This is a genomic window from Microbacterium sp. cf332, from assembly GCF_900102175.1.
In the GTDB taxonomy this organism is placed as follows: Bacteria; Actinomycetota; Actinomycetes; order Actinomycetales; family Microbacteriaceae; genus Microbacterium.
On sequence record NZ_FNKN01000001.1, the window covers coordinates 1,194,110 to 1,218,052 of the forward strand.

Below are 23,943 nucleotides of genomic sequence, written 5' to 3' on the forward strand. Positions count from 1 at the left end.
CAATGACCCTAACGGCGGGGTGCGACACCGCCGACGCCGATGCCAGACTGGGGAGGGTGAACGAGCCGCTCCCCTTCGCCAGCGCGTACGCCCACGGCTTCGCGCGGATCGCCGCCTGCACCGTGCCGGTCGCGATCGCCGACCCCGCGGCCAACGCCGACGCCGTGCTCGCCGAAGCGCGCACGTGCGATGCCGACGCGGTGGCGGTCGCGGTCTTCCCCGAGCTCTGCCTCACCGGCTACGCGATCGACGACCTCGTGCTGCAGGATGTCGTCCTCGATGCCGTCGACACCGCGATCGAGCGCATCGTCGCCGCATCCGTCGATTTGATGCCCGTGCTCGTCGTCGGCGCCCCGCTGCGGCATCGCAGCCGCCTGTACAACTGCGCCGTCGTGATCCACCGCGGCGAGATCCTGGGGGTGGCGCCGAAGGCCTACCTGCCGACGTACCGCGAGTTCTACGAGCGCCGCTGGTATGCGCCGGGCGAGGCGTGGGACGGCGAGAGCATCCGCATCGGCGAGCATGAGACGGTGTTCGGGACGAACCTGCTGTTCGACGTCCGCGACGTGCCCGGGCTCGTCCTGCACGCCGAGGTGTGCGAGGACATGTGGGTTCCGGTGCCTCCGTCGTCGCGGGCGGCCCTGGCCGGCGCGACGGTGCTTGTGAACCTCTCGGGCTCGCCCATCACCATCGGACGTGCCGACGATCGGCGCGCCCTCGTGCAGTCGCAGTCGCTGCGCTGCCTCGCCGCCTACGCGTATGCGGCGGCTGGTCTGGGCGAGTCGACCAACGACGTGTCGTGGGACGGTCAGACCATGATCTACGAGGGGGGCTCGCTGCTCGCCGAGACCGAGCGGTTCCCCGACGGACCGCGGCGCAGCGTCGCCGACGTAGACCTCGATCGTCTCCGCCAGGACCGGTACCGGCAGGGCACCTTCGACGACAACCGGCGCGACGTCGGGACCGACTTCCTGACCGTCGAGACGTTCCTGCGTCCCCCGGCCGAGGACATCGGACTGCGACGCACCCTCGATCGGTTCCCGTTCGTCCCCGACGACCCGGCCCGCCTCGATCAGGACTGCTACGAGGCATTCAACATCCAGGTGTCCGGTCTCGAGCAGCGGATGCGCGCGATCGGCGGCCCTCGCCCGGTCATCGGCGTATCGGGCGGGCTGGACTCCACCCATGCGCTGCTCGTGGTGGCGCGGGCGATGGATCGGATGGGGCGCCCGCGCAGCGACATCCTCGCGTACACGATGCCCGGGTTCGCGACGAGCGACCACACCAAATCGAACGCGGTCGCCCTCGCCGAGGCGATCGGCGCGACGATCGAGACCATCGACATCCGTCCCGCCGCGAACGAGCTGCTCCGCGGCATCGGCCACCCGTACGCGTCGGGCGAGCCGGTCTACGACGTGACGTTCGAGAACGTGCAGGCGGGAGTGCGTACCGACTTCCTCTTCCGGCTCGCGAACCGGCTGAACGGCATCGTCATCGGCACCTCCGACCTGTCCGAGCTCGCGCTCGGCTGGGCCACGTACGGGGTCGGCGACCACATGAGCCACTATGCGGTGAACGTCGGCGTACCGAAGACGCTCATGCAGCACCTCATCCGGTGGGTCATCGCGCACCGCGAGGGGACGGGCACCGATCTCACCGACGAGGCGGTGCGCGTGCTGCAGTCGGTGCTCGACACCGAGATCAGCCCCGAGCTCGTCCCCGCGGGCGAGGACGGCAAGGTGCAGTCGACCGAATCGACGATCGGGCCCTACGCGCTGCACGACTTCGCGCTGCATCACGTGCTGCGGTACGGGTTCCGCCCCTCGAAGATCGCCTTCCTCGCGCAGCACGCATGGTCGGACGCCGACGCCGGCGACTGGCCCGCCGGGTTCCCCCGCGACAGCCGCTATGCGTACGACCTCGCCGAGATCGCGCACTGGCTGCAGGTGTTCATCAAGCGGTTCTTCGGGTTCGCGCAGTTCAAGCGCAGCGCGATCCCGAACGGTCCCAAGGTCGCCGCGGCCGGATCGCTGTCGCCGCGCGGTGACTGGCGCGCGCCGTCCGACGGCAACCCCGCGGCTTGGCTGGCCGAGCTGCGCCGGGCACTCCCCGACCTCGTCGACTGACGTCGTTCAGACGGTGGGCAATGTGCCGTAGGCGAGCGTGATCAGCCAGCCGTCGCGCGAGACGTCGACGAGGCTGTACTTCATGTTGCGGTCGGGGATCCATCCCCGGTGACGGCCCGGGTCGAGACGGACCTGTTCCGGAGCGACCCGCACTCCGCGCCCGTCGGCCTCGAGGACGGCCTGCACGTGCACCCAGTGGTCGATGAGATCGAGCGTGTCGCCCGACGAGAACAGGCGCGAGTGCTTCCGCATCCGAGCGAGGTCGGCGGGCTCGGGATGCGCATCGCGGATGTCGATGCCGATCGGCAAGCCGGGATCGCTCACGGCGACGACGGTCGCGGCGCGGAAGCTCGCCGTGGTGATCGCCAGCGGCACCTCCACCCCGTCGCGCGAGGCGACGAGGCGCGTGTGATAGCCGAAGCCGCGGGGCGCCTCGCGCTCGATGCGGATGTCCTTCTCGTCGCAGCGCAGCACCTGAGCGACGACCTCGCGCGCGATCGTCCGGCGGCGCTGGTGCACCGTGATGGCGGGGTCCCAGCCGAGACGGGCGGTGATGCCCGCCGGTGTGTCGAGAAGTACCGTCTGCATGCCGCCGCTCCCGCCTGTCGATGGTCTGACCTCGGCCCGAGTCTAGCGAGCGGCGCACGCCGCACCAGAGGGGACCGCCGGGCTTAACCCGCCCGGCGACCGGGATCACGGCGCCGCGCGCACGCCTCGCCTAGGCTGGCGGGATGAGCCTCGACAACGGCGACGACAAGCGTCCGTCCTCGGCCCGCATCGCGATCTGGGTGGTGGTCGGCGGCATCGGCGCGTACCTGCTGATCTCCGGGGTCTTGGGCATCCTGGCCGGCGGCGGTGCCTGACATGCGCCGTCTCCTCGTCGTCGCGCACCGCGACGAGCTCACCGGGTTCCCCGACCACATCCCGGGGTTCGATATCCTGCTGACCGGTCCGGGAAAGCTGCCCGCCGCGCACGAGCTGACCCGCGCGCTCGACCGCTCTCCCTACGACGAGGTCGTCGTCGTCGGCACCGCGGGCGCCGTGGCAGGCGCCGTCGGTCCGGGCATCTACGAGATCGCGGATGCAGTGCAGCACGACGTCTTCGACCTCGCCGGTGTGCGCGGTCGCCACCTCTCCATGCCCGAGCGTGTCGAGACCGGCCGGGAGGGCGTCCGCATCGCAACGGGCGACGTGTTCGTCGACGACGCCGACGCCGTCGCCGTCATCCGCTCGCTCGGCGCTCAGCTGGTCGACATGGAGACGTACGTGTACATCTGGGTCGCCGAACGGTTCGGCGTTCCGATCCGCGTGCTCAAGGCGGTGTCGGACGACGCGCAGGACGGCGCGACGACCGGTTGGGACGACGCCGTCGCGGCGTGCAGCGCCGCGCTGTACGCGCGGATCCGCGCGGACTACGGCGTCTGATCGTCGCTGCGGACGAACAGCCGGCGCAGCAGCAGGAACACGACGACCGCGACGACCGCGACGAGCCCGAGCTTGACGGCGAAGACGGCGAGCCGCAGCACGACGTCGACGACCACCCATGCGATGAATATCGCGGCGATCACCCCGACGACGGTCCAGAAAGTCCTCACGCCTCCACCCTAATCGCGCCGGCTGTGGGCGTCCTGGCGGATCACGCTCGGCCCTTCGCGCGTGGCCTCGACGACGATCTGCGCCGCGAGCTGCTCCTTCATCCCCTCGACGTGGCTGATGACGCCCACGATGCGTCCGCCGACGCGCAGTTCGTCGAGCGTGCGCATCGCGAGCTCGAGGGTCTCGGGGTCGAGCGACCCGAAGCCCTCGTCGACGAAGAGGGTGTCGAGACGGATGCCGCCGGCGCGGCCCGTGACGACCTCGGCGAGTCCGAGCGCGAGCGCGAGCGAGGCGAGGAACGTCTCGCCGCCGGAGAGCGACTGCGGCGAGCGCAGGCGGCCCGTGTGCGCGTCGAGGACCTCGAGACCGAGACCTGAGGCGGCCCCCCGTGCCTGCAGCGCGTCGCTGTGGTGCAGCGTGTAACGACCGGACGACATGTCGCGCAGACGCAGGTTCGCCGCCGCGACGATCTCCTCGAGCTCGGCCGCCAGCACGAACGTCTCGAGATCCATCTTCCGCGTGTTGGGGGCGCGGCCGGCGACGGTGTCGGCGAGGCGCGTGACGATCGTCGCGCGGTCGGCGAGACCGGAGACCGCGGAGAACGCGTCGTCGATGCGGACGGTCAGCTCGTACAGCCGCTCGGCCGCGTTCACGGCGTCGCGGTGCGAGGCGATCGCCGAGGTGCGCGCGGCGTCGCCGGCGGCGACGGCGGCGGCCGAGGCGTCGAGGTCGGGAGCCTCGTCGGAGAGTCCCGCCGCGACGAGCTCGAGTTCGAGCAGCCGGGACCGTGTGGCCGACACTTCTGCCGCGTGCGCAGCGACACGACGGGCCGAAGCGGTCCGCTCCGCCTCAGGCAGCAGCGCGTCGTGCACCGCGGCGACGTCGGGGAACGCGGACGCGACGACGCGGGCATCACGGTCGGCGAGGGCGTCGAGGACGACAGCCTCGGCCTCGCGGAGCACCGCACGGGCGTCGAGCAGGGCGCGGGCACGATCGCGCCGTTCCGTCAGAGCGGCGATGCGATCGGCGACGGCGTCGAACGTCGCGCGGGCAGCCGCGACCTCGCGCTCGAGACGCGCGTGCTCCGTCGCGGCGACGGCCGACCGCTCCCGCGCGGTCGCGAGTGCAGCGTCGAGCCGGGCGCGCTCTCGGGCGGCATCCGCATCGAGGCTCTCGAGGGCATCACGCTGCCCGGTCAGCTCGACGACGAGCTCGATCGCGCGCTCTGCCGACGTCGACTCCTCGCGAGCGGTGCCCAGCAGCGCGGCGAGCTCGTCGCTGTCGCGTCCGCCGGCTCGGGCGGCCGTCGCCGCATGCTCGACGCGGAGCCCGGCGGCACGCTCACCCGCCTCCCGGGCGGCGAGGGCGGTGGCGTCGCGGGCGGACTCCGCGGCGACCAGGTGGTCGTCGCTCACACCGTCGTCGGCCGCGGGCGCCGGGTGCGGGTGCTCGAGCGAGCCGCAGACGGGGCATGGATCACCGTCGACGAGGTCGGCCGCGAGCTCTCCGGCGCGCCCCGCGACCCGGCGCCGGAGAAGGTCGGTCACCGCGACGGCGGCGGTGTCGGCGGCAGCACTCGCCCGAAGGTACTCGTCATCGGCCGCGGCCAGCGCGCGAGCCGTACGCTCGGCCTCGACCGCCGCGCTCGCCTGAGCGGCGAGCTCGCTCACGCGCTCTCGCAGGCCGTCGGCGCGCGCCGCCTCGGCCGCCGCCGCCGCGAGGGCCGTATCCAGCCGCTCGCGCTCGACCGGCAGGAGCGCGTGCTGCTCGGCGAGAGCGCGCGCCTCATCGGTCAGCCGCGCAATGTCGGCGGCGATCGCATCGCGCTCCGCGGCCGTGCGCGACAGTTGACGCTCGCGCTCGAGGGCATCCGAGAGGCGGGCGAGATCACCGGTCATCACCTCGACGACGCCCGCGATGTCGTCACCGTCGGAGCCGCCCACCGCCTGCCAGCGCGCCTCGGCGACGTCGGCGGCGCGGCGCGCTGTGCGTACCGCCTCGTCGGCGCGGTCGGCGCGCTCGAGCGTGGCACGCAGCGTCTCGGCGGCGCGGGCTCGATCGAGCCGCTGTTCCTCCTCGCGCGCCCCCGCGGCGGCGTCGTCGAGCTCGGCCAGTCGTCGCCGCGCGGTTACGAGCTCGTCGAGGACGCGCGCGCGTTCGACGAGCTCGGCGTGGGCGGCGATGAGTGCGGTATGACGCTCCTCAGCCTGCTGCCGCAGTTCGTGGGCCTGTTCGACGCGGTACTCGGCGCGGCGCAGCGCACGGTCGACCATCTCACGGCGTCCGCCGAGATCGGCTGCCGGCGGGGCCGCGTCGGTAGCCGTCTGCGTCTCGGGCTGACTGCGCATCGCCGCCGCCTCGGCGAGGTCGAGCAGCGTACGCACCTGCTCGGCGCCGGCATCGAGCTCGCGCTGCACCGATCGGCGGCGCTCCTCGAGGTCGTCCTTGTACTGCTCGAACCGCTTCGTGTCGAACAGCGTCCGCAGCAGCTGCTGTCGTTCGTCGTTGCGGGCGAGCAAAAAGCGCGAGAACTTGTTCTGGGCCAGCAGTATCACCTGCTGGAACTGCTGCGCGTTCAACCCGAGCACCTCGTCGAGGAGCAGAGCGGCCTCGCGGGGCTTCGCCGCGCGCCCGACCCAGTCGCCGTCGACGAACTGCTCGACCTCGGCTCGCGCGACCTCCGTCGTGAGCTTGTCGCCGCGCTTGGCCGGGCGCTCGTACTCCGGCGCGCGGGTGACGCGCCAGCGCTCGCCCCCGACGGTGAACTCGAGTCTGACCTGGGTGGGATCGCCGAGGAAGCTGTGGTCGCTGCGCAGCCGGCGCTCTCCGTTGTCGTACCGCGGAACCGAGCCGTAGAGCGCGAAGCTGACGCCGTCGAGGATGCTCGACTTGCCGGCGCCCGTGCGTCCCGAGATGAGGAACACCCCGTCGCGGTCGAAGGCGTCGAAATCGACGGTCTGGGTCTCGCGGAACGGCCCGAAGCCCGTCAGCTCGAGGCGATGCAGCTTCACGCGAGAGCCTCGACGCGCACCCGCTCGTCGAGGACGTCGGCGAGCAGGTCGCGCTCGCGCTCGTCGGCGCCCGCGCCGTCGCGGACGTGGACGAGGAAGGCCTCGACCAGCTCGGCGTCGCTGCGCGCCGCCCGCACCCGCTCCACGTAGGTCCGGCCGTCGCGCTCCCCCGTGATGGCAGGCGCGTGGACGACTTTGGCGCAGAAGGCGAAGCGCTCCTGCAACCGACGCATCGGGTCGCGTTCGGGCAGCGGGTCGGTGTATTCGACGCAGACCCAGGACTGCTCGTGCTCGACGAGTGCCGCGTCGGCGAGGACCTCGGCGAGGGGCCCGCGCAGCGTCACCACACGGCGGGGCACGGGCAGGTCGAGCCATGTGGTGTCGACGGATCCGTCGGGGGCGAGCTGTACGAGCCAGGAGCCCCGCGGCTTGTCGCCCTCGCCGAAGCTGTAGTGCAGCGGCGCCCCCGCGTAACGCACGGACGGGGCGAGCTGCTGGCGCCCATGGATGTGGCCGAGCGCCATGTAGTCGACCCCGGCGAACGTCGACAGGGGCACGACATCGAGGCCGCCCTGCTGGATGTCGCGCTCGAGATGCGGCGTCGGCTCGACGCCCGCCGCGAAGCAGTGGGCTACGGCGACAGCGCGTCCACCCCGCTCCGCGAGGTCGGCGCGCACGAGGTCCATCGCCCGCCCGAGCACTGCCGCCTGCGAGCGCGCCTCGGGCCACAGGTGGCGCAGCAGCGCCGGCTCGAGGTAGGGGATGCCGTAGAAGTGGACGGGTCCGTCGGCGTCGGAGATCGTCACCGGCGTGCCCACCGCGGCGGGGTCGGTCAGCACGTGGATGCCGTCGCGCAGCAGGCCGGCCTGGAAGCCGAGGCGCGCCGCCGAGTCGTGGTTGCCGCTCGTGACGATCACCCGCGCTCCGGCGTCGGCGATACCGAGGAGGACGTCGGAGAGGAGCGCGTAGCAGCCGGCGGCGGGAGCCGCGGAGTCGAACACGTCGCCCGCGACCACGACGACGTCGACCTCGTGCTCGCGCACCTGATCGACGAGCGTGCCGAGCACACCTCGCAGCGCGTCGAGCGTGGAGTGACCGTGGAAGGTCCGCCCGATGTGCCAGTCGGAGGTGTGGAGGATCCGCATGCCGACCAGGGTAGGAGGCGGCTCGGACATCGCCCGTGCGCCCCGCGGGGAAGCGACGAGACTCTAAGCGCGACGCGCGCGCCGGCGCCGTGACGACAGGTCGGTGACGCCGAGCACGAGGGCCACGGCGAGGAAGAGCCCCACCGAGATCATCCCGAGAGCGTAGGCGTCGTGGTACACGTCGATCGCCGGCGTTGCGCCGTCGTCCTCCCGGTACACCGTCGAGTAGAACAACGACAGGGCGACCGCCGTGCCGATCGCGGTGCCGATGCGCTGCACGAGCTGCCCGACCGATCCGGCCAGACCTCCCTGCTTCACCGGGATGTCGGCCAGGGTCAGGGTCTGGTTCGGCGAGATCACCAGGCCGCCGCCGAAGCCGCCCACGGTGAGCACCGCGGCCATGGCGAACTCCACGATCCCCGGCGGCACGAAGTAGGCCACGAGAGCGAGGGCGATGACCGCCGAGAGCATGATCACCAGGCCCCACACCACGAGCGGGCGGCCCACCCGGGTCACGATCCGGCCGCCCACGTAGGAGGCTCCCGCACTCGCGATGGCGAACCCGATCGACACCATCCCGGCGAACACGGGCGCGAGCCCGACCCCGAGCTGCAGGAACAGCGTCGTGAGCAGGAACATGGCCGGCAGCGCCATGAAGTAGACCGCCTGGATGAGGGTGCCGTTGCGATACGACGAGATCGCGAACAGGTCCAGAGGCACGAGGGGATGCTTGCCGGATGCCGCGTAACGACGCTCCCACCAGACGAACGCGGCCGTGAAGACGGCGAACACCACGAGCAGCCACCAGCGCTGCGGATCGTCGTCGGGCGAGCCGGTCGTGAGCAGGAAGGGCGCCATGAGGGCGACCACGACGAGCCCGAAGAGCAACAGCCCCACCGGGTCGAGCTGCAGTCTGGCCGGTCTCGACTCGCGCGTCTTCGGCAGGAGCCAGAGGACACCGGCGAGCACCACGATCGTCAACGGCACGTTCATCCAGAAGATGTACCGCCACCCGTCGTCGGCCCCGCCCAGGGCGATCATCAGACCGCCGAGGGTCGGCCCGAAGGCGGTCGAGATGCCGATCGTCGCGCCGAACAGCCCGAACGCCTTGCCGCGCTCCGCCCCCTGGAACATCTCCTGGGCGAGGCCGATCACCTGCGGCATCTGGATGCCGGCCGCGACGCCCTGCACGAGCCGCGCGGCGAGGAGGGTGCCGGTGTCGGGAGCGAGCGCGCACACGATGCTCGTCACGGTGAACAGCGACAGCCCGATGACGAAGAGCGCGCGTCGCGATCGCTGGTCGCCGATGCGGCCCGCCGGCACGAGCGTGAGACCGAACGTCAGCACGTAGCCCGAGACGATCAGCTGCAGCTCGGTCGAGCCGGCCCCGAAGGCCTGCTCGATCGACGGCAGGGCGACGTTGACCTTGGTCAGGTCGAGGATGGTCAGCGCGGCCACGGCGACGCAGACCCAGAAGGCCCGCCACCGTTGGTGCACCGACAGCGGGATGGTTGCCGTGTCGCTCATCGAGGTTCAGAGTATGCCTGCCGAGAGAGCACGGACTCGCTCTTGCGTTCGGCCCCTGCCCGCCGTACGTGTCGTCGGAGCCGGACGTGCGGATGCCCCGGGGAGTCGGGCCCCGGGGCATACGCACGACTCGTCAGCCCGCGGCGATGTCGTCCACGATCTCCGCGATGTCGCCGTCGTCGAGCGTCAGTCCGACCTGCGAGAGGCGCTGACGCACGCCGTGCTCGACGGTCGCACGGTTCTCGCCCGACAGATCGGCGCGCAGCTGCGCGACGAGTCCGTCGAGGCGCTCACGATCCGTCGTGTCGTGCATCGCGAGCGCGGGGCCGTCTTGCACGCCGGGAGGCGAGACCGGGGTGTCCGCGTGGGGCGGCGTCACGTCGCCCTCGGTCCCGGGGGATGCCGCCCGCGTTCCGCCGCGACCCGTCTCGGGGGCATCTTGCGTCGCGGGATCCGAGACGCTCGAGTCGATCTCGTCTGCGTCGCCGCTCATCGCGACTCCTCCTCGTCGGCCTGCTCGTCCGTGACGAGATCGGGGTCGAGCCCCTGCTGGATCTCGGCGCTCTCGACGAAGCCGTCGGGAGCATCGCCATCGGGCGCCGGCGCGGCGTCCGTGGGAGTGTCGGCATCGCGTACGGCGGCGTCCTCGGCCTCGCTCGCGGCGAGCGAGGTGGCGCCGGCGCCATCGGGGTCGACGACCCCCTCGGGAAGATCGCGGTTCATGACTGTCTCCTTCGATCGGTCGACCCAGTCTGGCCTCGCGGCCGTCCCACCATCACCGTCTTGACAGCCGCGCCCGGCCCGGCTTATCCGCGGCGCCGGGGTCACCCGCGTGACTGCAGAATGCCCGCACGCTCGGGGTGGGCCTCGAACCAGTCGGCGACGTACCAGCAGACGGGGCTGATCGACCGGTCACCGAGCGCCTCGATCTCGGTCACGGCGCGCTCGACGACCACCGCGGCGTAGCCGTGCCCGCGGAAGGTGGGGATCGTGTACGCACGGGTCAGCGCGACCGTCCGGCCGTCGTCGCGATAGTCGAGCACGCTGACGAGGTCGTCGCCGCGATGCAGCACGTAGCGGGAGGCGTCCTTCTCGTCGGTGAATGTCAGTTCGCTCATGCGCTCACGCTACGCCCGGCGCGGCGGCAGTGAGGCCACCCATCGATCGATCTCGGAGCGATCCCGCAGACGGACGATCCGCTCGCCCGCCGCGATGCGCTCGAGCATGCCCTCGCGCACGACGTGATGGTTCGTCCAGGCCCAGCGCACGATGTTCTTCTCGGGATGCCACCGGAGGAGATTGGCGGCGCGCTCGCGGTTGCCGTGCCAGAGCTCCTCGCGCCGCACGACCCGTCGGAGGGTGCGCCCGACGACCTGCCGCATGACACGGCGCCGCGGCAGGTCCAGCCACACGACGGTGTCCGCACCGCCGGGCGTGCCCGGATCGAGAATGTCGCCGAGACGCGACGTCCAGTTCCCGTCGGCCACCCAGCCCTGCGGGTGGTCGCGCACGAACGCGCGCACCCGGTCGCGCGCCTGGTCGAGGTCGCGCATGCGCCAGCCCTCGTCCCAGAAGACCGCGTCGAGCTCGAGCCGCGGCAGTCCCGTGTGCGCGGAGACCCGGTCGGCGAGCACGCTCTTCCCCGAGCCGGAGGTGCCGACGATGCGGATGCGCGATGCCACGATCGAGCACCGTACTGACGATTGAGCAATCTGTCACATTTCGTCATCGGACGACGCGGATCACCGACCTGTTTGACACATCGGGACACGGATCGTCATAATCGACCCCATGACTGACTTCGCACGCACTCTGTCCGCCCGGGAGGCGAACGGACCTGCTGACATCATGATGATGTCGGCGCGTGCTGTCATGTGTTGCCGAATGTGCCGCTGACAGGTGAACCCCGCCTGATCTGCCGCCGCTTCTGAACGCGGCCGCGGATCTCCGAGTTCCGATCGCCGGCCCACAACGCCGACATCCGGGTGCTCGCTCACCGGCCCCCGCTGGGCCTCACGCAACACACACCCGAACCCGCCTCCGGCCGAGCGCCCCGGGTTCACGTTCCGAGGACGAACCTCCCATGTCGAACACCGCTCTTCTCACCCCCGTCGCCCCCGCCCGCCACCTCCGCGCCGTCGAGAACCCTCCGGCCGCCCCCGCGCCCGCGACCTCCACCGCCCCCCGCGGCTTCGCCCTGTACGTCGGCATCGACGAGGCGAAGGCCGCGGCCGACGGCGTCTCGCTCTCGACTCTGGTCGAGGCACTGCGCCGTACGCTCGGCGAGCTCGCCCCGCACGCCGAGACGTACGCGACCGTCGCCCTCGCGCCCGTCGGCGCCGGAGGCCGTGACGTCGACGTCGTCCGACTCGCGCTGCACGAGCCCAGCGCCGTCGCGCGGACCAAGCAGGACGCCCCGGCCGAGGACCACGTGCCCGGAGGCGTGACCGTCGACATCTCGCGCAAGCGCGTCTTCATCGATGGCGAGTCGGCCGCCTTCACCTTCAAGGAGTTCGAGCTGCTGCAGTACCTCGTACTCCGGGAGGGGCGCACGATCGAGCGCTCCGAGCTCGTCGACTCGCTCTGGAGCAGCGGTTCCGACGACGAGGCTCCCGGCGAGCGCACCATCGACGTCCACGTCCGCAGGCTGCGCGCGAAGCTCGGCCGGTACGAGGACATCGTCCGCACCGTGCGGGGCGTGGGCTACCGTTTCGACCGGCACGCCGACGTCGTCATCCGCTACGGTCACGGCACGCCGTCGCCCGACCGCTTCTGACCCCGTCCGCTGGGGCGTTCGGCGCCGCCCCGACGTCGTGTCGGTGGTTCCGACGTAGGGTGTCGGCATGAGCGCGGTGACGACGGGACGCACGCCGGGTCGCCGCCGCGCGACACGCGATCTCCCCACGCCGACGACGACGCGTCCGATCGAAACGGAGTACCGTCCGAGCGCTCCGATCGACGCGGCACGGGCCGTGCTCCACCAGCAGCACGGCGCCCACGATCCGACGATGACGGTCGCGGGAGAGGTGATCTGGCGGGTCAGCCGCACCCCGCACGGCATCGCCACACTCGCACTGCGCATCGGCCGATCGGTCGTGCGGGCCGCGGCGTGGGGCCCCGGCGCCGAGTGGGCCCTCGATCAGCTGCCCCGTCTGTGCGGCGGCCAGGACGACCCCGAGGGCTTCGACGCCTCACGGCATCCGCTGATCGCCGACATCCACCACCGTCATCCCGACATCAGACTGGGCGCGACCGATCTCGTGTTCGATGACCTGGCGAGCGCGATCTTCGAGCAGAAGGTCACGGGCCTGCAGGCGTTCGGCGCCTGGCGCGCGATCGTCACCTGGTACGGCGAGCGGGCACCCGGCCCCACGCCCCGCCCCCTGTTCGCGACGCCCGCCGAGTGGCACCTCATCCCCAGCTGGGCGTGGCATCGGGCCGGCCTCGAGCCGCCGCAGTCACGCACGGTCGTGGCCGCCGCACGTCGGCGGCCGTCCATCGAACGCGCGGTCGACGCCGCGTCGCACGGAGAGGAGCACGAGCGCATCCTCACGTCGCTGCCGGGAATCGGACCCTGGACCTCGGCCGAGACCCGCATCCGCGCCTTCGGTGATCCGGACGCCGTCAGTGTCGGCGACTACCACCTGTGCCACACCGTCGGCTACGCCCTCACCGGGCATCGGGTCGACGACGACGCGATGCTCGAACTGCTGGAGCCGTGGCGCGGACACCGGCAGCGGGTCATCCGGCTCATCTACGCGGGGGGCGTGTTCGAGCCGCGCCGGGGGCCGCGGCTGCATCCCGAAGACCATCGCGACCGCTGACGCAAGCCCGGACGCACGTCACCCGCGGCGCCGTAGGCTCGACGCATGGCGGATCGAGGATGGCGGAGAGGTCACACGTATTGGGCGCTGGGCGCGGCCCTCGTCTTCCTGCTGGGGATCGTGTTCGGCCTGGTCATGAACAACGTCTGGTTGGGCGTCGTCCTGGCCGCGGCGATCTCGGTCGGCTGGCTCATCGCGTACGAGTCGCGTCGGGGCCGCAACGAGGGCGTGTACGACCGCGACGACGACGGGGCGCAGCTCTGAACGATCTCTCCGAGCGCCCTCGGCGCCCCGGAGCCTCGCGGCACCGCTAGCATGAGCCGACGACTGACCGAGGGGTGTCGATGGGCGGATTGTGGCGGCGCGGACGGACGCGCTGGATGGCGGTCGCGGCCGCCCTCGGACTCGTGCTCGCCGGTGGGCTGACGTCATCGGCGGCATCGGCCGCCGCATCCCCCACGGTCGTCGGCTGGCTCTCGACGAAGGGGTCGTCGATCGTCACTGCGGCGGGCAAGCCGTATACGATCAAGGCGGTCTCGTGGTTCGGGATGGAGACGTCGAACTGCGCGCCCCACGGGCTGTGGACCATCTCGCTCGACACCGGCCTCGATGACATCGCGGCGATGGGCTTCAACACCATCCGTCTGCCCTTCTCGAACGAGTGCCTCGCGGCGCGCACGACGAACTCGATCGATGCCAACGCCAACCCCGGCCTCGTCTCGCTCACGCCGCTGCAGCTCATGGACACCGTGATCGCGCGGGCGAAGGCTCGGGGCCTCTCCGTGATCCTCGACCGGCATCGGCCCGGGTCCGATGCGCAGAGCGAGCTCTGGTACACCGCCCGGTACAGCGAGCAGCGGTGGATCGACGATTGGAAGATGCTCGCCACCCGCTACAAGAACGAGTCCGCGGTCATCGGCGTCGACCTCCACAACGAGCCCCACGGGCCCGCCTGCTGGAACTGCGGCGACCAGTCGCGTGATTGGCGCGCTGCGGCGACCCGGGCGGGCAACGCGGTCCTGTCGGTGAACCCGCGCCTGCTCGTCGTCGTCGAGGGTGTCGAGCGCCAGGGAGACGGCACCGCGACGTGGTGGGGCGGCGGGCTGCGCGACGTCCGCAGCGCGCCGGTGCGACTCTCGGTCGCGAATCGAGTCGTCTACTCGCCGCACGAGTATCCGGCGTCGATCTTCGCCCAGACCTGGTTCGGCGCGCGCGATTACCCCGCGAATCTGCCCGGCATCTGGGATGCCAACTGGGGCTACATCGCGAAGGAGGGCATCGCACCGGTGCTCGTCGGGGAGTTCGGCACCAAGCTCGAGACCGACAGCGACCGGAAGTGGCTCACAACCCTCGTCTCCTATCTCGGCACGAGCGGAATGAGCTTCGCCTACTGGTCCTACAACCCCAATAGCGGCGACACCGGCGGACTGCTCGCCGACGACTGGCGCACACGTCAGCAGGCGAAGCTGGATGCACTGCGCCCCATCCTGACCCCGGTCGCGAAGCCGAGCCCGAAGCCCACAGCGACGCCGAAGCCCACAGCGACGCCGAAACCGACCGCGACGCCGAAACCGACCGCGACGCCGAAGCCCACGCCCAAGCCGACCACGACGCCGAAACCGACCGCGACTCCCAAGCCGACCGCGACACCCAAACCGACCGCCACGCCGAAGCCCACGGCCACGCCCAAGCCGACAGCGACCCCTCATCCCACGCCGGCGCGGGCGCCGTCGGCGGCCTGGATCCTGCAGAGCTCGTGGGGCGAGGGGTACGTCGCCGAGTTCGAGGTGACGGCGGCCTCGAGTACACGTGGGTGGACGGTGTCGTGGGAGTCCCCCGGCGCGACCGCGGTGCCCAACGCCTGGGGCATGACGTGCGCCCTCGCGGGCTCCACCGTCACGTGCAGCGGTCTCGACTGGGCGGCGGCGCTCTCCCCCGGCCAGACCGTGCGCGTCGGATTGCAGGTCAGCGCGCCTCGAGCCCCGGCGAAGCCGAAGCTCTCCGTCACGGCATCCTGACCCCGCCGCCGAGTCCGACCGCGTGCCGCCCACCTGGCAGTTCGCGCCCTCTCCGGCGCGAGGTCACGACAACTTCTGCCGTGTCGACGACCGACGGCCGACGCATGCGGGCCAGTCAGCGGAAGTAGACCGCGAGGGGGTAGTCGCCGTCGTCGCGCACCGCGATAGGTGTCTCGAAGACGCTCTCGAGAACCTCCGGGCGCATGATCTCCCGCGGCGTGCCCGCGCACGCGAGAGTGCCACCGGTGAGTGCGACGATGCGATCGGCGTACGCCGCCGCGAAGTTGATGTCGTGGATGACGACGACCACGGTCTTGCCGAGCTCGTCCGCGGCGCGCCGCAGCTGGCGCATCATCCCGACCGCGTGCCGCATGTCGAGGTTGTTCAGCGGTTCGTCGAGCAGGATGCAGTCGGTGTCCTGCGCGAGCACCATCGCGACGTAGGCGCGCTGGCGCTGACCGCCCGAGAGCTGGTCGAGGTATCGGTGCGACAGGTCTTCGAGATCGAGGAACCGCAACGCCTCGTCGACGTGGCGGCGGTCGTCGTCGGTGAGCCGCCCGCCCGAATGCGGGAACCGGCCGAAGCCGACGAGGTCGCGCACCGTGAGACGGGTGACGAAGTGGTTCTCCTGGCGCAGGATCGACACGACGCGGGCGAGATCGCGGCTCGGCGTCCGCGCGACGTCGAGTCCTCCCACGGTCACCGTGCCCGTCGTCGGCTCGGTCAACCGCCCCACGATCGTCAGGAGCGTCGACTTGCCGGCCCCGTTCGGTCCGACGAGGGCCGTCACTCCGCCCGCGGGGATGTGCAGGTCGATCGGTCCGAGCACGCGCAGTCCGCCGTACGACTTGGTGACATCGGTCAGGGTGATCACAGGGCGCCCTTTCGCAGCAGGTAGACGATGAAGAAGAGCCCGCCGACGAACTCGATGATCACGGTGAGCATGCCGGCGGCGTAGAACACGTGCCGCAGCACGAAGTAGCCGCCGAGGAGCGTGGCCATCCCCAGCAGCGCGGCGAACGGCAGGATCACGGCGTGGCGCGACGAGCCCGCCAGCTGGTAGCTGAGGGTCGCGACGATGAAGCCGAAGAAGGTCATCGGCCCCACGAGCGTCGTCGACACCGAGATGAGCACCGCGACGAGGATGAGGAGCACGGTGACCTCGCGCTTGTAGGAGATCCCGAGATTCGTCGAGACGTCGCGACCGAGGCTCAGCACGTCGAGGCGCCGGCGACGACGCCACACGACGGCAGAAACGATCGCGACGATGCCGGCCGCCCACGGCAGATACTCCGGGTTCGAGTTCGACAGGTTGCCGAACAGCCGCGCCGACAGCAGGTCGAAGTCGCTCGGCGTGAGCAGCCGCTGCATGACGGTCGAGAGCGAGCTGAAGCCGACGCCCAGCACGATGCCGATCAGCAGCATGATGTGGAGGTTGCCGCGCTTGCCCGCGAACAGCCAGCCGTAGAGCAGGGTCGCGAAGCCCACCATCAGCAGGCTCTGCAGCGCGACCTTGGCCAGACCGTCGGTCGCGGCGAGCGCGGCGCCGCCGAAGAAGAACACCAGAGCGGTCTGCATGACGACGTACAGCGCGTCGAAGCCCATGATCGAGGGCGTCAGGATGCGGTTGCCCGTCGCGGTCTGGAAGAGGACCGTGGCCACCGCCTGGCAGCACGCGACCACCGCGACGGTCGCGACGGTCGTCACGCGCAGGTCGACCGCGAGCCAGTATCCGCGTTGTCCCGGGTCGAGGGGGATGTTCCAGGTCAGGAGCAGCGTCGCGGCGACGACGACGACCACGGCCAGCACCGCGAAGCGGAGCCACACCCGCGCGGCTCGCGGGCGATCGGTCGCGGTCGCGGCCGCTCCGAGAGTGCGCACCGCCTCAGCCATGAGCGCGCTGCCGCAGGAGAAGGGTGACGAAGACGGCGGCGCCGAGCACCCCGAGGATCATCGAGACGGGCACCTCGAACGGCATCCGGACGACGCGGCCCACGATGTCGCAGACCACGATGATCGCCACACCCCCCAGGCACACCCAGGGCAGGTTCGCGCGCAGGTTGTCGCCCCGCCACATCGAGACGAGGTTCGGCACGATGAGACCGAGGAAGGGCAGGAACCCGACCACGACCGTCGTCACGCCCGTGGCCACCGCGACGAGCGCCGTGCCCAGCAGCAGCACGCGGTCGTAGTTCACGCCGAGCGTGGTGGCGACGTCCTTGCCCAGGCTGGCCGCCGTGAGCCGGTCGGCGAAGAGAGCCACGAGCACGACGACGATGCCCACGATCCACAGCACCTCGTAGCGTCCGCGGACGACGGCGGTGAAGCTGCCCATGAACCACGTGCCCAGCATCTGCAGCGAGTTCGTGCTGACGGCGAGGTATGTCGTGAACGACGAGACGACGGCGCCCAGCATGATGCCGATCAGCGGCACGATGAGCGAGGTCCGCAGCTGGATGCGACGGAGGATCGCCAAGAAGACCATCGTGCCGACGAATGCCGCGACGCTGGCGAACAGCATCCGCACGACCAGGGGCGACTCGGGCACGAGGAGCACGGTGGCGAGCAGACCGAGAGCGGCCCACTCGGTGGTTCCTGTCGTGGTGGGCTCGACGAACCTGTTCTGAGTCAGCAGCTGCATGACGAGGCCGGAGACGGCCATGGCGCACCCGGCGAGGACGAGCGCGAGGGTGCGCGGCACGCGGGTGATCCAGAGCATCTCGGCACCCAGACCGTCGGCGGCGAGATCGTAGACGCCGACGAAGAGGGAGCAGACGACGAGACCGACCACGACGAGGATGGCGGCGGGCAGGGCCAGGCGGTGCCGGGCACGGGCGGGGGCGGTGGCGGGGAGCGCGGTCATGATGCGAGGCGGTGCCCCGGCCTCGCGGACCGGGGCACCTCCCGAGCGGTCAGTTCGCCGAGGCGAACGCCGCCGCGATGTCGCTGTAGAGCTTCGTGTAGGCCTGGATGCCCTCGTCGAGGTAGAAGCTCGGGGAGAGGTAGACGATCTGGCCCTTCTGGACGGCGGGGACGTTCTGCAGGGCCTCGGAACCTTCGATCAGCTCGGCCGCCGAGACGTAACCGTCCTCGCCGAACATCGCGTCGCGGTCGAGCACGATGAGCCACTCGGGGTTGGCGGCGGCGATCGCCTCGACGCTGATGTCGTCGCCGTGCGACGCGTCCTCAGCGCCCTGATCGATACCGGGGACCAGGTCGAGCGTCGGGAAGACGGCACCCACGCCGCGTCCTTCGCCGGGGGCCGCGAACGAGATCTTGCCGCCGGAGGTCAGGAGGCCGACCACCGTGTCGGTGCCGTTGTAGGCCGACTTCGCATCGGCGACGGCGGTGTCGAGGGCGTCCGCGAGCTTCTTCGCGTCGTCCTCCCGGTCGAACACCTGGCCGAGGATCTCGACCTGGCGCTTGAGCTCGCCGATCTGCTCCTCGCCGTCGCGGGCGCTCGTCTCGATGGTGGCGGGCTGAATCGAGGCCAGGTCGTCGTAGATGTCGCGGAAACGGTATCCGCCGACGATCAGGTCGGGCTGGGCGGCGATGACCGCCTCGAGGTCGGGCTCGCGGTGGAGGCCGACATCGAGCACATCGTCGCCCCCGGACAGGTTGGGCCAGAGGTCGTACATGAGCGGCTTCGGGGCTGCGACGAGATCGATGTCCCAGTCGCTCAGGGTCTGGAACGTGGTGTTGTCGAGGGCGACGACCCGCTCGGGGGCGACCGGCACCTCGATCTCGCCGTGGTTGTCGGTGATGGTCACCGTGGTCGCGGCGGCGGCGGTCTCTTCGCTCGACGGGCTCGCGGACGAGGCGCAGCCGGCGAGGCCGAGAGCGGCCACGAGGGCCAACGAGAGGAGCGCGGGGCGGCGGTGTGCATGGGTCACGTGACGTATCTCCTGGTGCGGTGTCGAACGGATGCCACCTGGGGCGGCGGATGCCGCGGGCCATGGCTCGCGGCGGCTGTGTAGGTTAGCCTAACCTTCATGTCCGCTCCGACCGCAACCCCATCGTTCCGGATCGATCGCCGCGCGCTCGATCTGCACTTCCGGTCCGTCCGCCTGGTGGCGCGGCAGTGGCTGACGCCCGGCTACGTCCGCGTGCGCCTCGAGGGGGTCGACCTGCGCGGATTCGACTCCCCCGGGTGCGACGACCACATCCGCGTGTTCTTCCCGGAGGTGCCGCCGGACAGCATCGACGAGATGCGCGCCGCACCCAGCCGGGAGTACACCCCGTTGGCCTGGGATCCCGACGACTGCTGGCTCGACCTGGAGTTCGCCCTGCACGGCGGCGGAGTCGCGGCCGCGTGGGCGGCGAACGCCGAACTCGGGTCGACGGTCGGGATCGGCGGACCGCGGGGGTCCGCCGTGCTGACGGGACGCCCCGACGGCTGGCTGCTCGCGGGCGACGAGACGGCTGTGCCCGCCATCCGGCGCTTCGTGCACCTCATGGATGCCGACGCGGTCGGCCGGGTGCTCGTCGAGGTCGACGACCGCGATCACGAGCTGCCCATCGCCCCTCCCCCGGGTGTCGTCGTCGAGCAGGTCCACCGCGGCGCGGCGAGCGCGGGGACGCCGCTGGCGGCCCGGCTCGAGACCTTGGTGGCGGCCGACAGGCCGGCGGGCGCCGTGTTCGCCTTCGTCGCCGCCGAGCAGTCGATCGTACGTCCGGCGCGGCGGCTGCTCCTCGACCGCTGGGGGCTCGAACCCGATCAGATGACGGTCAAGGGGTATTGGAAGCGCGGCGAGCCCGAGTACCACGCGCCGCACTGACCGGGCGTCCGTGTGCCCGCGCTCACTGGGCAGCTCCAGCCCCTTCCGCGGCTCGGACGGGGCCGCGACCGCCAGCTGAGAGCCTGCACGGCGCGGCACCCGTGAGCTAGCATCGCGGCATGGAGGCCCTCTCGACAGCACCGCTGCCGCACGCCTCGCCGAGTGCGGCGCTGCGGCGGTTCGTCGCGCATGCCTTCCGGCTGCGCGGTCGCGCGAGCCGCAGCGAGTACTGGTGGTGGATGGCCGTCGGCTTCGCGGCGGCCGCCCTGCTGCTGTTGGTCGTTCCTCGGATGCTGTCGGGGCGCTGGCCGCGGCTCGACCTGTGGCTGCACCCGTTCGGCTGGTGGGGATGGCGCGGCGTCGAGCTCCTCGGTCCGATCCAACCGACCGATCCGCTGTCGACTCTGGTGGCGGCGTACCTGTGGTTGTCGGCGGTATGGGTGATGGTGACCTTCATCCCCGGTTTCACCGTCGCGGTACGGCGGCTCCACGACTCGAACCTGTCGGGCTGGTGGGTGCTGCTGAACCTTCTGCCGATCGGCGGTCTGATCCTGCTCCTCATGGCGCTGCGCCGTTCGCGGTCCGAGGGCGCACGGTTCGACGGCGACGCAGCGCTGCTCGAACGTGCGGCTGGCTGGACCTCTCGCGAGGCGGTCTGATGCCCACGCTGTCGGTGATCCCGTTGCTGCTGTCCGTCGTGGGCGCCCTGTCGCTCGGCGACTCGGGTTCGCTCGCGGCAGCGGCGACGGCGGTCGCGCTGGTGACGCTTGCCATCGCCGTCGTGTCGGTCGCCCGCGATGGGGGCGCGACCGCGTCGGCAGGCTCGCGCCGGCCGCATCCGCAACGATCGATCTCCCCCTCTACTCTCCTCGCGCAGAGCGATCCCGATGCTCCCGGTCGGCGCCGCCCGCGCGCGCCGGGGCTCGCGGCATCGGCCGCGTAGCCACGCCCGCGACTGCCCGCGCTCCGCGGGCCGTTCGGCGTCCCTTCGCGGCTGACCTCCGTGTCCAGCCTCGACGATCGGACCCTTCGTGGACCCCTTCTCCCTCCCACCCCTCGCCGCCGCACTCGATGCCGTGGCCTCGATCCTCGCCGCGCTGACCGCGGCGCTCGCACCCGCTCTTGGCGACCTCGCCGCCGCGGCATCCGTCATCCTCATCACCGTCCTCGTGCGCGCCGCTCTCATCCCCGCGGGTGTCGCCCAGGCGCGCGCGGACCGCGCTCGGGCGCGGCTGGCACCTCGGCTGCGCGAGCTGCAGCGGCAGCACCGCGCCGACCGCGAGAGGCTGCAGCGTGAGACGCTGAAGCTCTATCGCGACGAGAACGTCTCGCCGACCGCGGGGTGCCTGCCGATACTCGTCCAGGTGCCGATCGTCGGCCTGCTGTACGGGGCGTTCATCCACCCGTCCATCGCGGGACACGCGAACGCCCTGCTCGCGCAGACCCTCGCCGGCGTGCCGCTCGGATCGAGTCTCGCCGGCACGCTCGCCGCGGGCTCGCTCACCCTCGAGACCGCGCTCGTGTTCGGCGCGGTGATCGCCGTGATCGCCGTCGTCGGTGAGCTGACCCGGCGCCTCTTCCGCGTCCGCGACGCTCCCGCCGCTGTCGCGGGGCTGCTCGGCGCGGCGCAGTTCGCGACGGCCGTGGTCGCCGCGTTCGTGCCGCTGGCCGCAGGGCTGTATCTCGTGGTAACCGTCGCCTGGTCCCTCGCGCAACGCCTCGTCCTGCGCCATCTCATCCCGGCCGCGCCCGCCTGAACGCCTTCGACGGACGGGAATGGCCCCTTCCCGCGCAGAGAAGGGGCCATTCCTGACCAGCGAGCAGGGCTTCGTCAGCCGCGCGGCGGCAGCTTCTCATCGAGGAAGGCGAAGACCGTCTCGTACCAGACGCGCGCGTTCTGCGGCGAGAGGATCCAGTGGTTCTCGTCGGGGTAGTACAGGAACCGGTGCGGGCTCGTACCGTCCTCGGCGGCGTGGTGCTCGTTGAGGTCGGCCCACAGCCGCAGCCCCTCTCCGATCGGTACGCGGTAGTCCCGGTCTCCGTGGATCACGAGCATCGGGGTGCGGATGTCGCGGACGAAGCGGTGCGGCGAATTGGCGACCGCGCCCTCGGGGCTGAAGATGCTCTGCCAGTACGGCGCGAAGTCGGTCGTGCCGCTGAACTGATCGAACGCCCACAGACTCGCGTGTGTGACGATGGCGTCGAAGCGATCGGTGTGGCCCGCGACCCAGTTCGCCATGTATCCGCCGAACGAGCCGCCCATCGCCGCGGTCCGAGACTCGTCGATGTCGTCTCGCGCCACGACGGCGTCCGTGATCGACATGAGGTCGGTGTACGGCGCCGCACCCCAGGCATCCCAGCCGCGCGCGATGAAGTCGAGTCCGTAGCCGGTCGACAGCGCCGGGTCGGGCAGCAGCACCGCGTAGCCGCGTGCCGCGGCCAGCAGCGGGCTCCACCGCCAGCTCCAGGCGTTCCAGCTGTTGAGCGGGCCACCGTGGATCCACAGCAGCAGCGGTGCCGGCGCTGCGGCATCGGCTGCCGCGGGCAGCACGAGCCAGCCGCGCACCCGGGCGCCGTCCTCGGCCCGGGTCTCGACCTCGACCATCGACGCGGTCGTCGACGGCGCGGGGGCGGGGTTGGCGAGGGGCGTCACCGCGCCGTCGGCGGCGACCCGCACCGGGTGCGGCGGCGTCAGCCAGTTCGAGCGGAGCGCGATGACGTCGCCCGTGCCGGCGACCGTCTCGACGTGGGTGTAGGCGAAGTCGTCGTGCGTCGTCTGCACTGCCGCGCCGCCGTCGAGCGGCAGGCGGAAGAGGGGGCCTCGGCCGTCGTGGTCGGCGGTGGCGATGAGCGCGGTGTCGTCGTCGGCGAACCGGATGCTGCTGGGCCAGCGGTCCCAGCCGGCCGCGAGCCTGCGTGCGGACTCGCCGTCGCCGTCGAGGTCGCCGGCCCAGATCTCCTGATCGGTGGGGCCTGCGGGCGTCGGCTTCTCAGATCGGACGTAGGCGAGGCGGGCGCCGTCATGACTGAGCACCGGCATCCCGAAGTCGACGTCGACCTCGTCGCGGATGACGCGCTGCTCGCCCGTCGACGTGGCAACGGTCACGAGACGGTACCGGGCGTCGCGACCCTGAGGTTCGGGCATCGAGGCGACGAGCCTCTCACCGTCGGGAGTCAGTGCCATCCCGGCCGTGCCGGCGGTGCGACCGCGCACGAGGATGCGGGGGCGAGGCAGCCCCGCGGGGTACGGTTCGTCTGCGGCATCCGCCTCTCCCGCCGCGCCGGCGACCTCGTCGACGGCGGCATCGACGGTCGCCACGACGGTGGGCGCGTCAGCCAGCTCGGCGAGGTCGAGCGTCAGGAGCACGGGCTCGTGCGGCCCGAGGTCGTGGTCCCAGTAGCGCACGGGGTAGGTGTCGTGGATGATCGCCGAGACCTTGAGCTTCTTGCGCTCCGCGCGAAGCTTCGCATCGGCCTCGATCGTGGCGGCCTCGGGCAGCATCGTCGAGGCGACGACGATCCGGTCGGACGCCGTCGCGGCGACGACCGCCGAGACGCCGCCCGCGAGCCGCGTGACCGGCCGCGCCTCACCACCGGCCGCCGGGAGCAGCCACAGCTGCGCCGGCGCTCCGTCGGAGGCGTCGTTGTCCGGGCGGGCCGAAACGAACAGCAGGTCGCCGGCCGCGGTGAAGACCGCACCCGACTCGCCCGTCGTCGAGCGGGTGAGACGGCGTGGGGCACCGCTGCCGTCGGCGGGGACGGTCCACAGCGAGCGCTCGTACCCGGTGCGATCCTTGGTCAAGGTCGCAACCGTCAGCACGACACGTGTGCCGTCGGGTGAAGTCGCCGCGGCATCGATGCGCGGGAGGGCGTAGTAGTCGTCGAGTGAGTCGAACGGAGTCGTCGGCATGACTCCAC

The 23,943-nt window shown here is 71.5% G+C and carries 25 protein-coding genes; 11 read left to right on the forward strand and 14 right to left on the reverse strand.

All coding sequences use genetic code 11. From position 1 onward, the window contains the following. Positions 1–56: 56 nt before the first annotated feature. Positions 57–2,126 (forward strand): NAD(+) synthase, encoded by a 2,070-nt coding sequence (locus tag BLT21_RS05705; RefSeq protein ID WP_091500305.1) that lies wholly within the window; start codon positions 57–59, stop codon positions 2,124–2,126. A 6-nt stretch (positions 2,127–2,132) separates the two neighbouring features. On the opposite strand, the gene BLT21_RS05710 is transcribed toward BLT21_RS05705, so the two are convergent. Next, entirely contained in the window at positions 2,133–2,714 is a 582-nt protein-coding gene (locus tag BLT21_RS05710; RefSeq protein ID WP_091500308.1) for a hypothetical protein, read from the reverse strand. Between the two features lie 143 nt (positions 2,715–2,857). Between BLT21_RS05710 and BLT21_RS15795 the strand changes: the two genes are divergently transcribed. Beyond that, complete coding sequence (locus tag BLT21_RS15795; protein ID WP_256335927.1) at positions 2,858–2,989, forward strand: hypothetical protein; 132 nt, start codon at positions 2,858–2,860, stop codon at positions 2,987–2,989. 1 nt (position 2,990) lies between these two features. Further along, complete coding sequence (locus BLT21_RS05715; RefSeq protein ID WP_091500311.1) at positions 2,991–3,551, forward strand: phosphorylase family protein; 561 nt, start codon at positions 2,991–2,993, stop codon at positions 3,549–3,551. Here the strand turns inward: BLT21_RS05715 and BLT21_RS05720 are convergent. The 8 genes from BLT21_RS05720 to BLT21_RS05755 form a co-directional block, all read right to left on the reverse strand. Next, positions 3,539–3,721, reverse strand: coding sequence for a hypothetical protein (locus BLT21_RS05720; protein ID WP_091500315.1), 183 nt, complete (start codon positions 3,719–3,721; stop codon positions 3,539–3,541). The genes BLT21_RS05715 and BLT21_RS05720 overlap by 13 nt on opposite strands. Before the next feature lie 9 nt (positions 3,722–3,730). Further along, positions 3,731–6,733, reverse strand: a complete 3,003-nt coding sequence (locus BLT21_RS05725) for an AAA family ATPase (protein ID WP_091500317.1) — start codon at positions 6,731–6,733, stop codon at positions 3,731–3,733. Continuing rightward, positions 6,730–7,878, reverse strand: coding sequence for an exonuclease SbcCD subunit D (locus BLT21_RS05730; RefSeq protein ID WP_091500320.1), 1,149 nt, complete (start codon positions 7,876–7,878; stop codon positions 6,730–6,732). Before BLT21_RS05730 ends, BLT21_RS05725 begins: the two co-directional genes overlap by 4 nt. A gap of 63 nt (positions 7,879–7,941) precedes the next feature. Further along, positions 7,942–9,405 (reverse strand): MFS transporter, encoded by a 1,464-nt coding sequence (locus tag BLT21_RS05735; RefSeq protein ID WP_091500322.1) that lies wholly within the window; start codon positions 9,403–9,405, stop codon positions 7,942–7,944. Between the two features lie 133 nt (positions 9,406–9,538). After that, positions 9,539–9,898, reverse strand: a complete 360-nt coding sequence (locus BLT21_RS15800; protein ID WP_256335928.1) for a hypothetical protein — start codon at positions 9,896–9,898, stop codon at positions 9,539–9,541. Further along, positions 9,895–10,128: a hypothetical protein gene (locus tag BLT21_RS05745; RefSeq protein WP_091500325.1), complete on the reverse strand. Its 234-nt coding sequence runs from the start codon at positions 10,126–10,128 to the stop codon at positions 9,895–9,897. Before BLT21_RS05745 ends, BLT21_RS15800 begins: the two co-directional genes overlap by 4 nt. 101 nt (positions 10,129–10,229) lie before the next feature. After that, complete coding sequence (locus tag BLT21_RS05750) at positions 10,230–10,523, reverse strand: GNAT family N-acetyltransferase (protein WP_091500327.1); 294 nt, start codon at positions 10,521–10,523, stop codon at positions 10,230–10,232. A gap of 9 nt (positions 10,524–10,532) precedes the next feature. After that, positions 10,533–11,087: a P-loop NTPase family protein gene (locus tag BLT21_RS05755; protein WP_256335929.1), complete on the reverse strand. Its 555-nt coding sequence runs from the start codon at positions 11,085–11,087 to the stop codon at positions 10,533–10,535. Between the two features lie 401 nt (positions 11,088–11,488). Between BLT21_RS05755 and BLT21_RS05760 the strand changes: the two genes are divergently transcribed. The 4 genes from BLT21_RS05760 (at position 11,489) to BLT21_RS05775 (ending at position 15,247) form a co-directional block, all read left to right on the forward strand. After that, positions 11,489–12,181, forward strand: coding sequence for a winged helix-turn-helix domain-containing protein (locus BLT21_RS05760; protein ID WP_091500331.1), 693 nt, complete (start codon positions 11,489–11,491; stop codon positions 12,179–12,181). 67 nt (positions 12,182–12,248) lie between these two features. Then, complete coding sequence (locus BLT21_RS05765) at positions 12,249–13,229, forward strand: DNA-3-methyladenine glycosylase family protein (RefSeq protein WP_091500334.1); 981 nt, start codon at positions 12,249–12,251, stop codon at positions 13,227–13,229. Between the two features lie 45 nt (positions 13,230–13,274). Continuing rightward, positions 13,275–13,493, forward strand: coding sequence for a hypothetical protein (locus BLT21_RS05770; RefSeq protein WP_091500336.1), 219 nt, complete (start codon positions 13,275–13,277; stop codon positions 13,491–13,493). A gap of 80 nt (positions 13,494–13,573) precedes the next feature. Next, positions 13,574–15,247, forward strand: a complete 1,674-nt coding sequence (locus tag BLT21_RS05775) for a cellulase family glycosylhydrolase (protein WP_091500339.1) — start codon at positions 13,574–13,576, stop codon at positions 15,245–15,247. Between the two features lie 115 nt (positions 15,248–15,362). Here BLT21_RS05775 and BLT21_RS05780 read toward each other — a convergent pair whose 3' ends face one another. Genes BLT21_RS05780 through BLT21_RS05795 form a run of 4 tightly spaced genes read right to left on the reverse strand, consistent with a single transcriptional unit; the run spans position 15,363 to position 19,140 of the window. Then, a complete protein-coding gene (locus BLT21_RS05780) occupies positions 15,363–16,121 on the reverse strand; it encodes an iron ABC transporter ATP-binding protein (RefSeq protein ID WP_091500342.1) in 759 nt (252 codons plus the stop codon). Beyond that, positions 16,118–17,128: an iron chelate uptake ABC transporter family permease subunit gene (locus BLT21_RS05785; RefSeq protein ID WP_256335930.1), complete on the reverse strand. Its 1,011-nt coding sequence runs from the start codon at positions 17,126–17,128 to the stop codon at positions 16,118–16,120. Before BLT21_RS05785 ends, BLT21_RS05780 begins: the two co-directional genes overlap by 4 nt. A 4-nt stretch (positions 17,129–17,132) precedes the next feature. After that, on the reverse strand, positions 17,133–18,110 hold the full coding sequence (locus tag BLT21_RS05790) for an ABC transporter permease (protein WP_091500347.1): 978 nt from the start codon (positions 18,108–18,110) through the stop codon (positions 17,133–17,135). A gap of 49 nt (positions 18,111–18,159) precedes the next feature. Next, positions 18,160–19,140 carry a siderophore ABC transporter substrate-binding protein gene (locus BLT21_RS05795; protein ID WP_091500350.1) on the reverse strand — a complete coding sequence of 327 codons (981 nt, stop codon included), beginning with the start codon at positions 19,138–19,140 and terminating at the stop codon, positions 18,160–18,162. Positions 19,141–19,239: 99 nt separating this feature from the next. Here BLT21_RS05795 and BLT21_RS05800 point away from each other — a divergent pair, with 99 nt between their 5' ends. The 4 genes from BLT21_RS05800 to yidC all read left to right on the forward strand — a co-directional run bounded on the left by BLT21_RS05800 (position 19,240) and on the right by yidC (position 21,782). After that, positions 19,240–20,025, forward strand: a complete 786-nt coding sequence (locus BLT21_RS05800; protein WP_091500352.1) for a siderophore-interacting protein — start codon at positions 19,240–19,242, stop codon at positions 20,023–20,025. Between the two features lie 119 nt (positions 20,026–20,144). Further along, a complete protein-coding gene (locus BLT21_RS05805) occupies positions 20,145–20,684 on the forward strand; it encodes a DUF805 domain-containing protein (RefSeq protein ID WP_091500355.1) in 540 nt (179 codons plus the stop codon). After that, complete coding sequence (locus BLT21_RS05810; protein ID WP_091500357.1) at positions 20,684–20,968, forward strand: DUF6412 domain-containing protein; 285 nt, start codon at positions 20,684–20,686, stop codon at positions 20,966–20,968. The genes BLT21_RS05805 and BLT21_RS05810 overlap by 1 nt, the downstream gene beginning before the upstream one ends. An 88-nt stretch (positions 20,969–21,056) precedes the next feature. Then, complete coding sequence (gene yidC, locus BLT21_RS05815) at positions 21,057–21,782, forward strand: membrane protein insertase YidC (protein WP_091500360.1); 726 nt, start codon at positions 21,057–21,059, stop codon at positions 21,780–21,782. A gap of 74 nt (positions 21,783–21,856) precedes the next feature. Here the strand turns inward: yidC and BLT21_RS05820 are convergent, their stop codons facing one another. Further along, a complete protein-coding gene (locus BLT21_RS05820; protein WP_091500362.1) occupies positions 21,857–23,935 on the reverse strand; it encodes a S9 family peptidase in 2,079 nt (692 codons plus the stop codon). Positions 23,936–23,943: the final 8 nt, after the last annotated feature.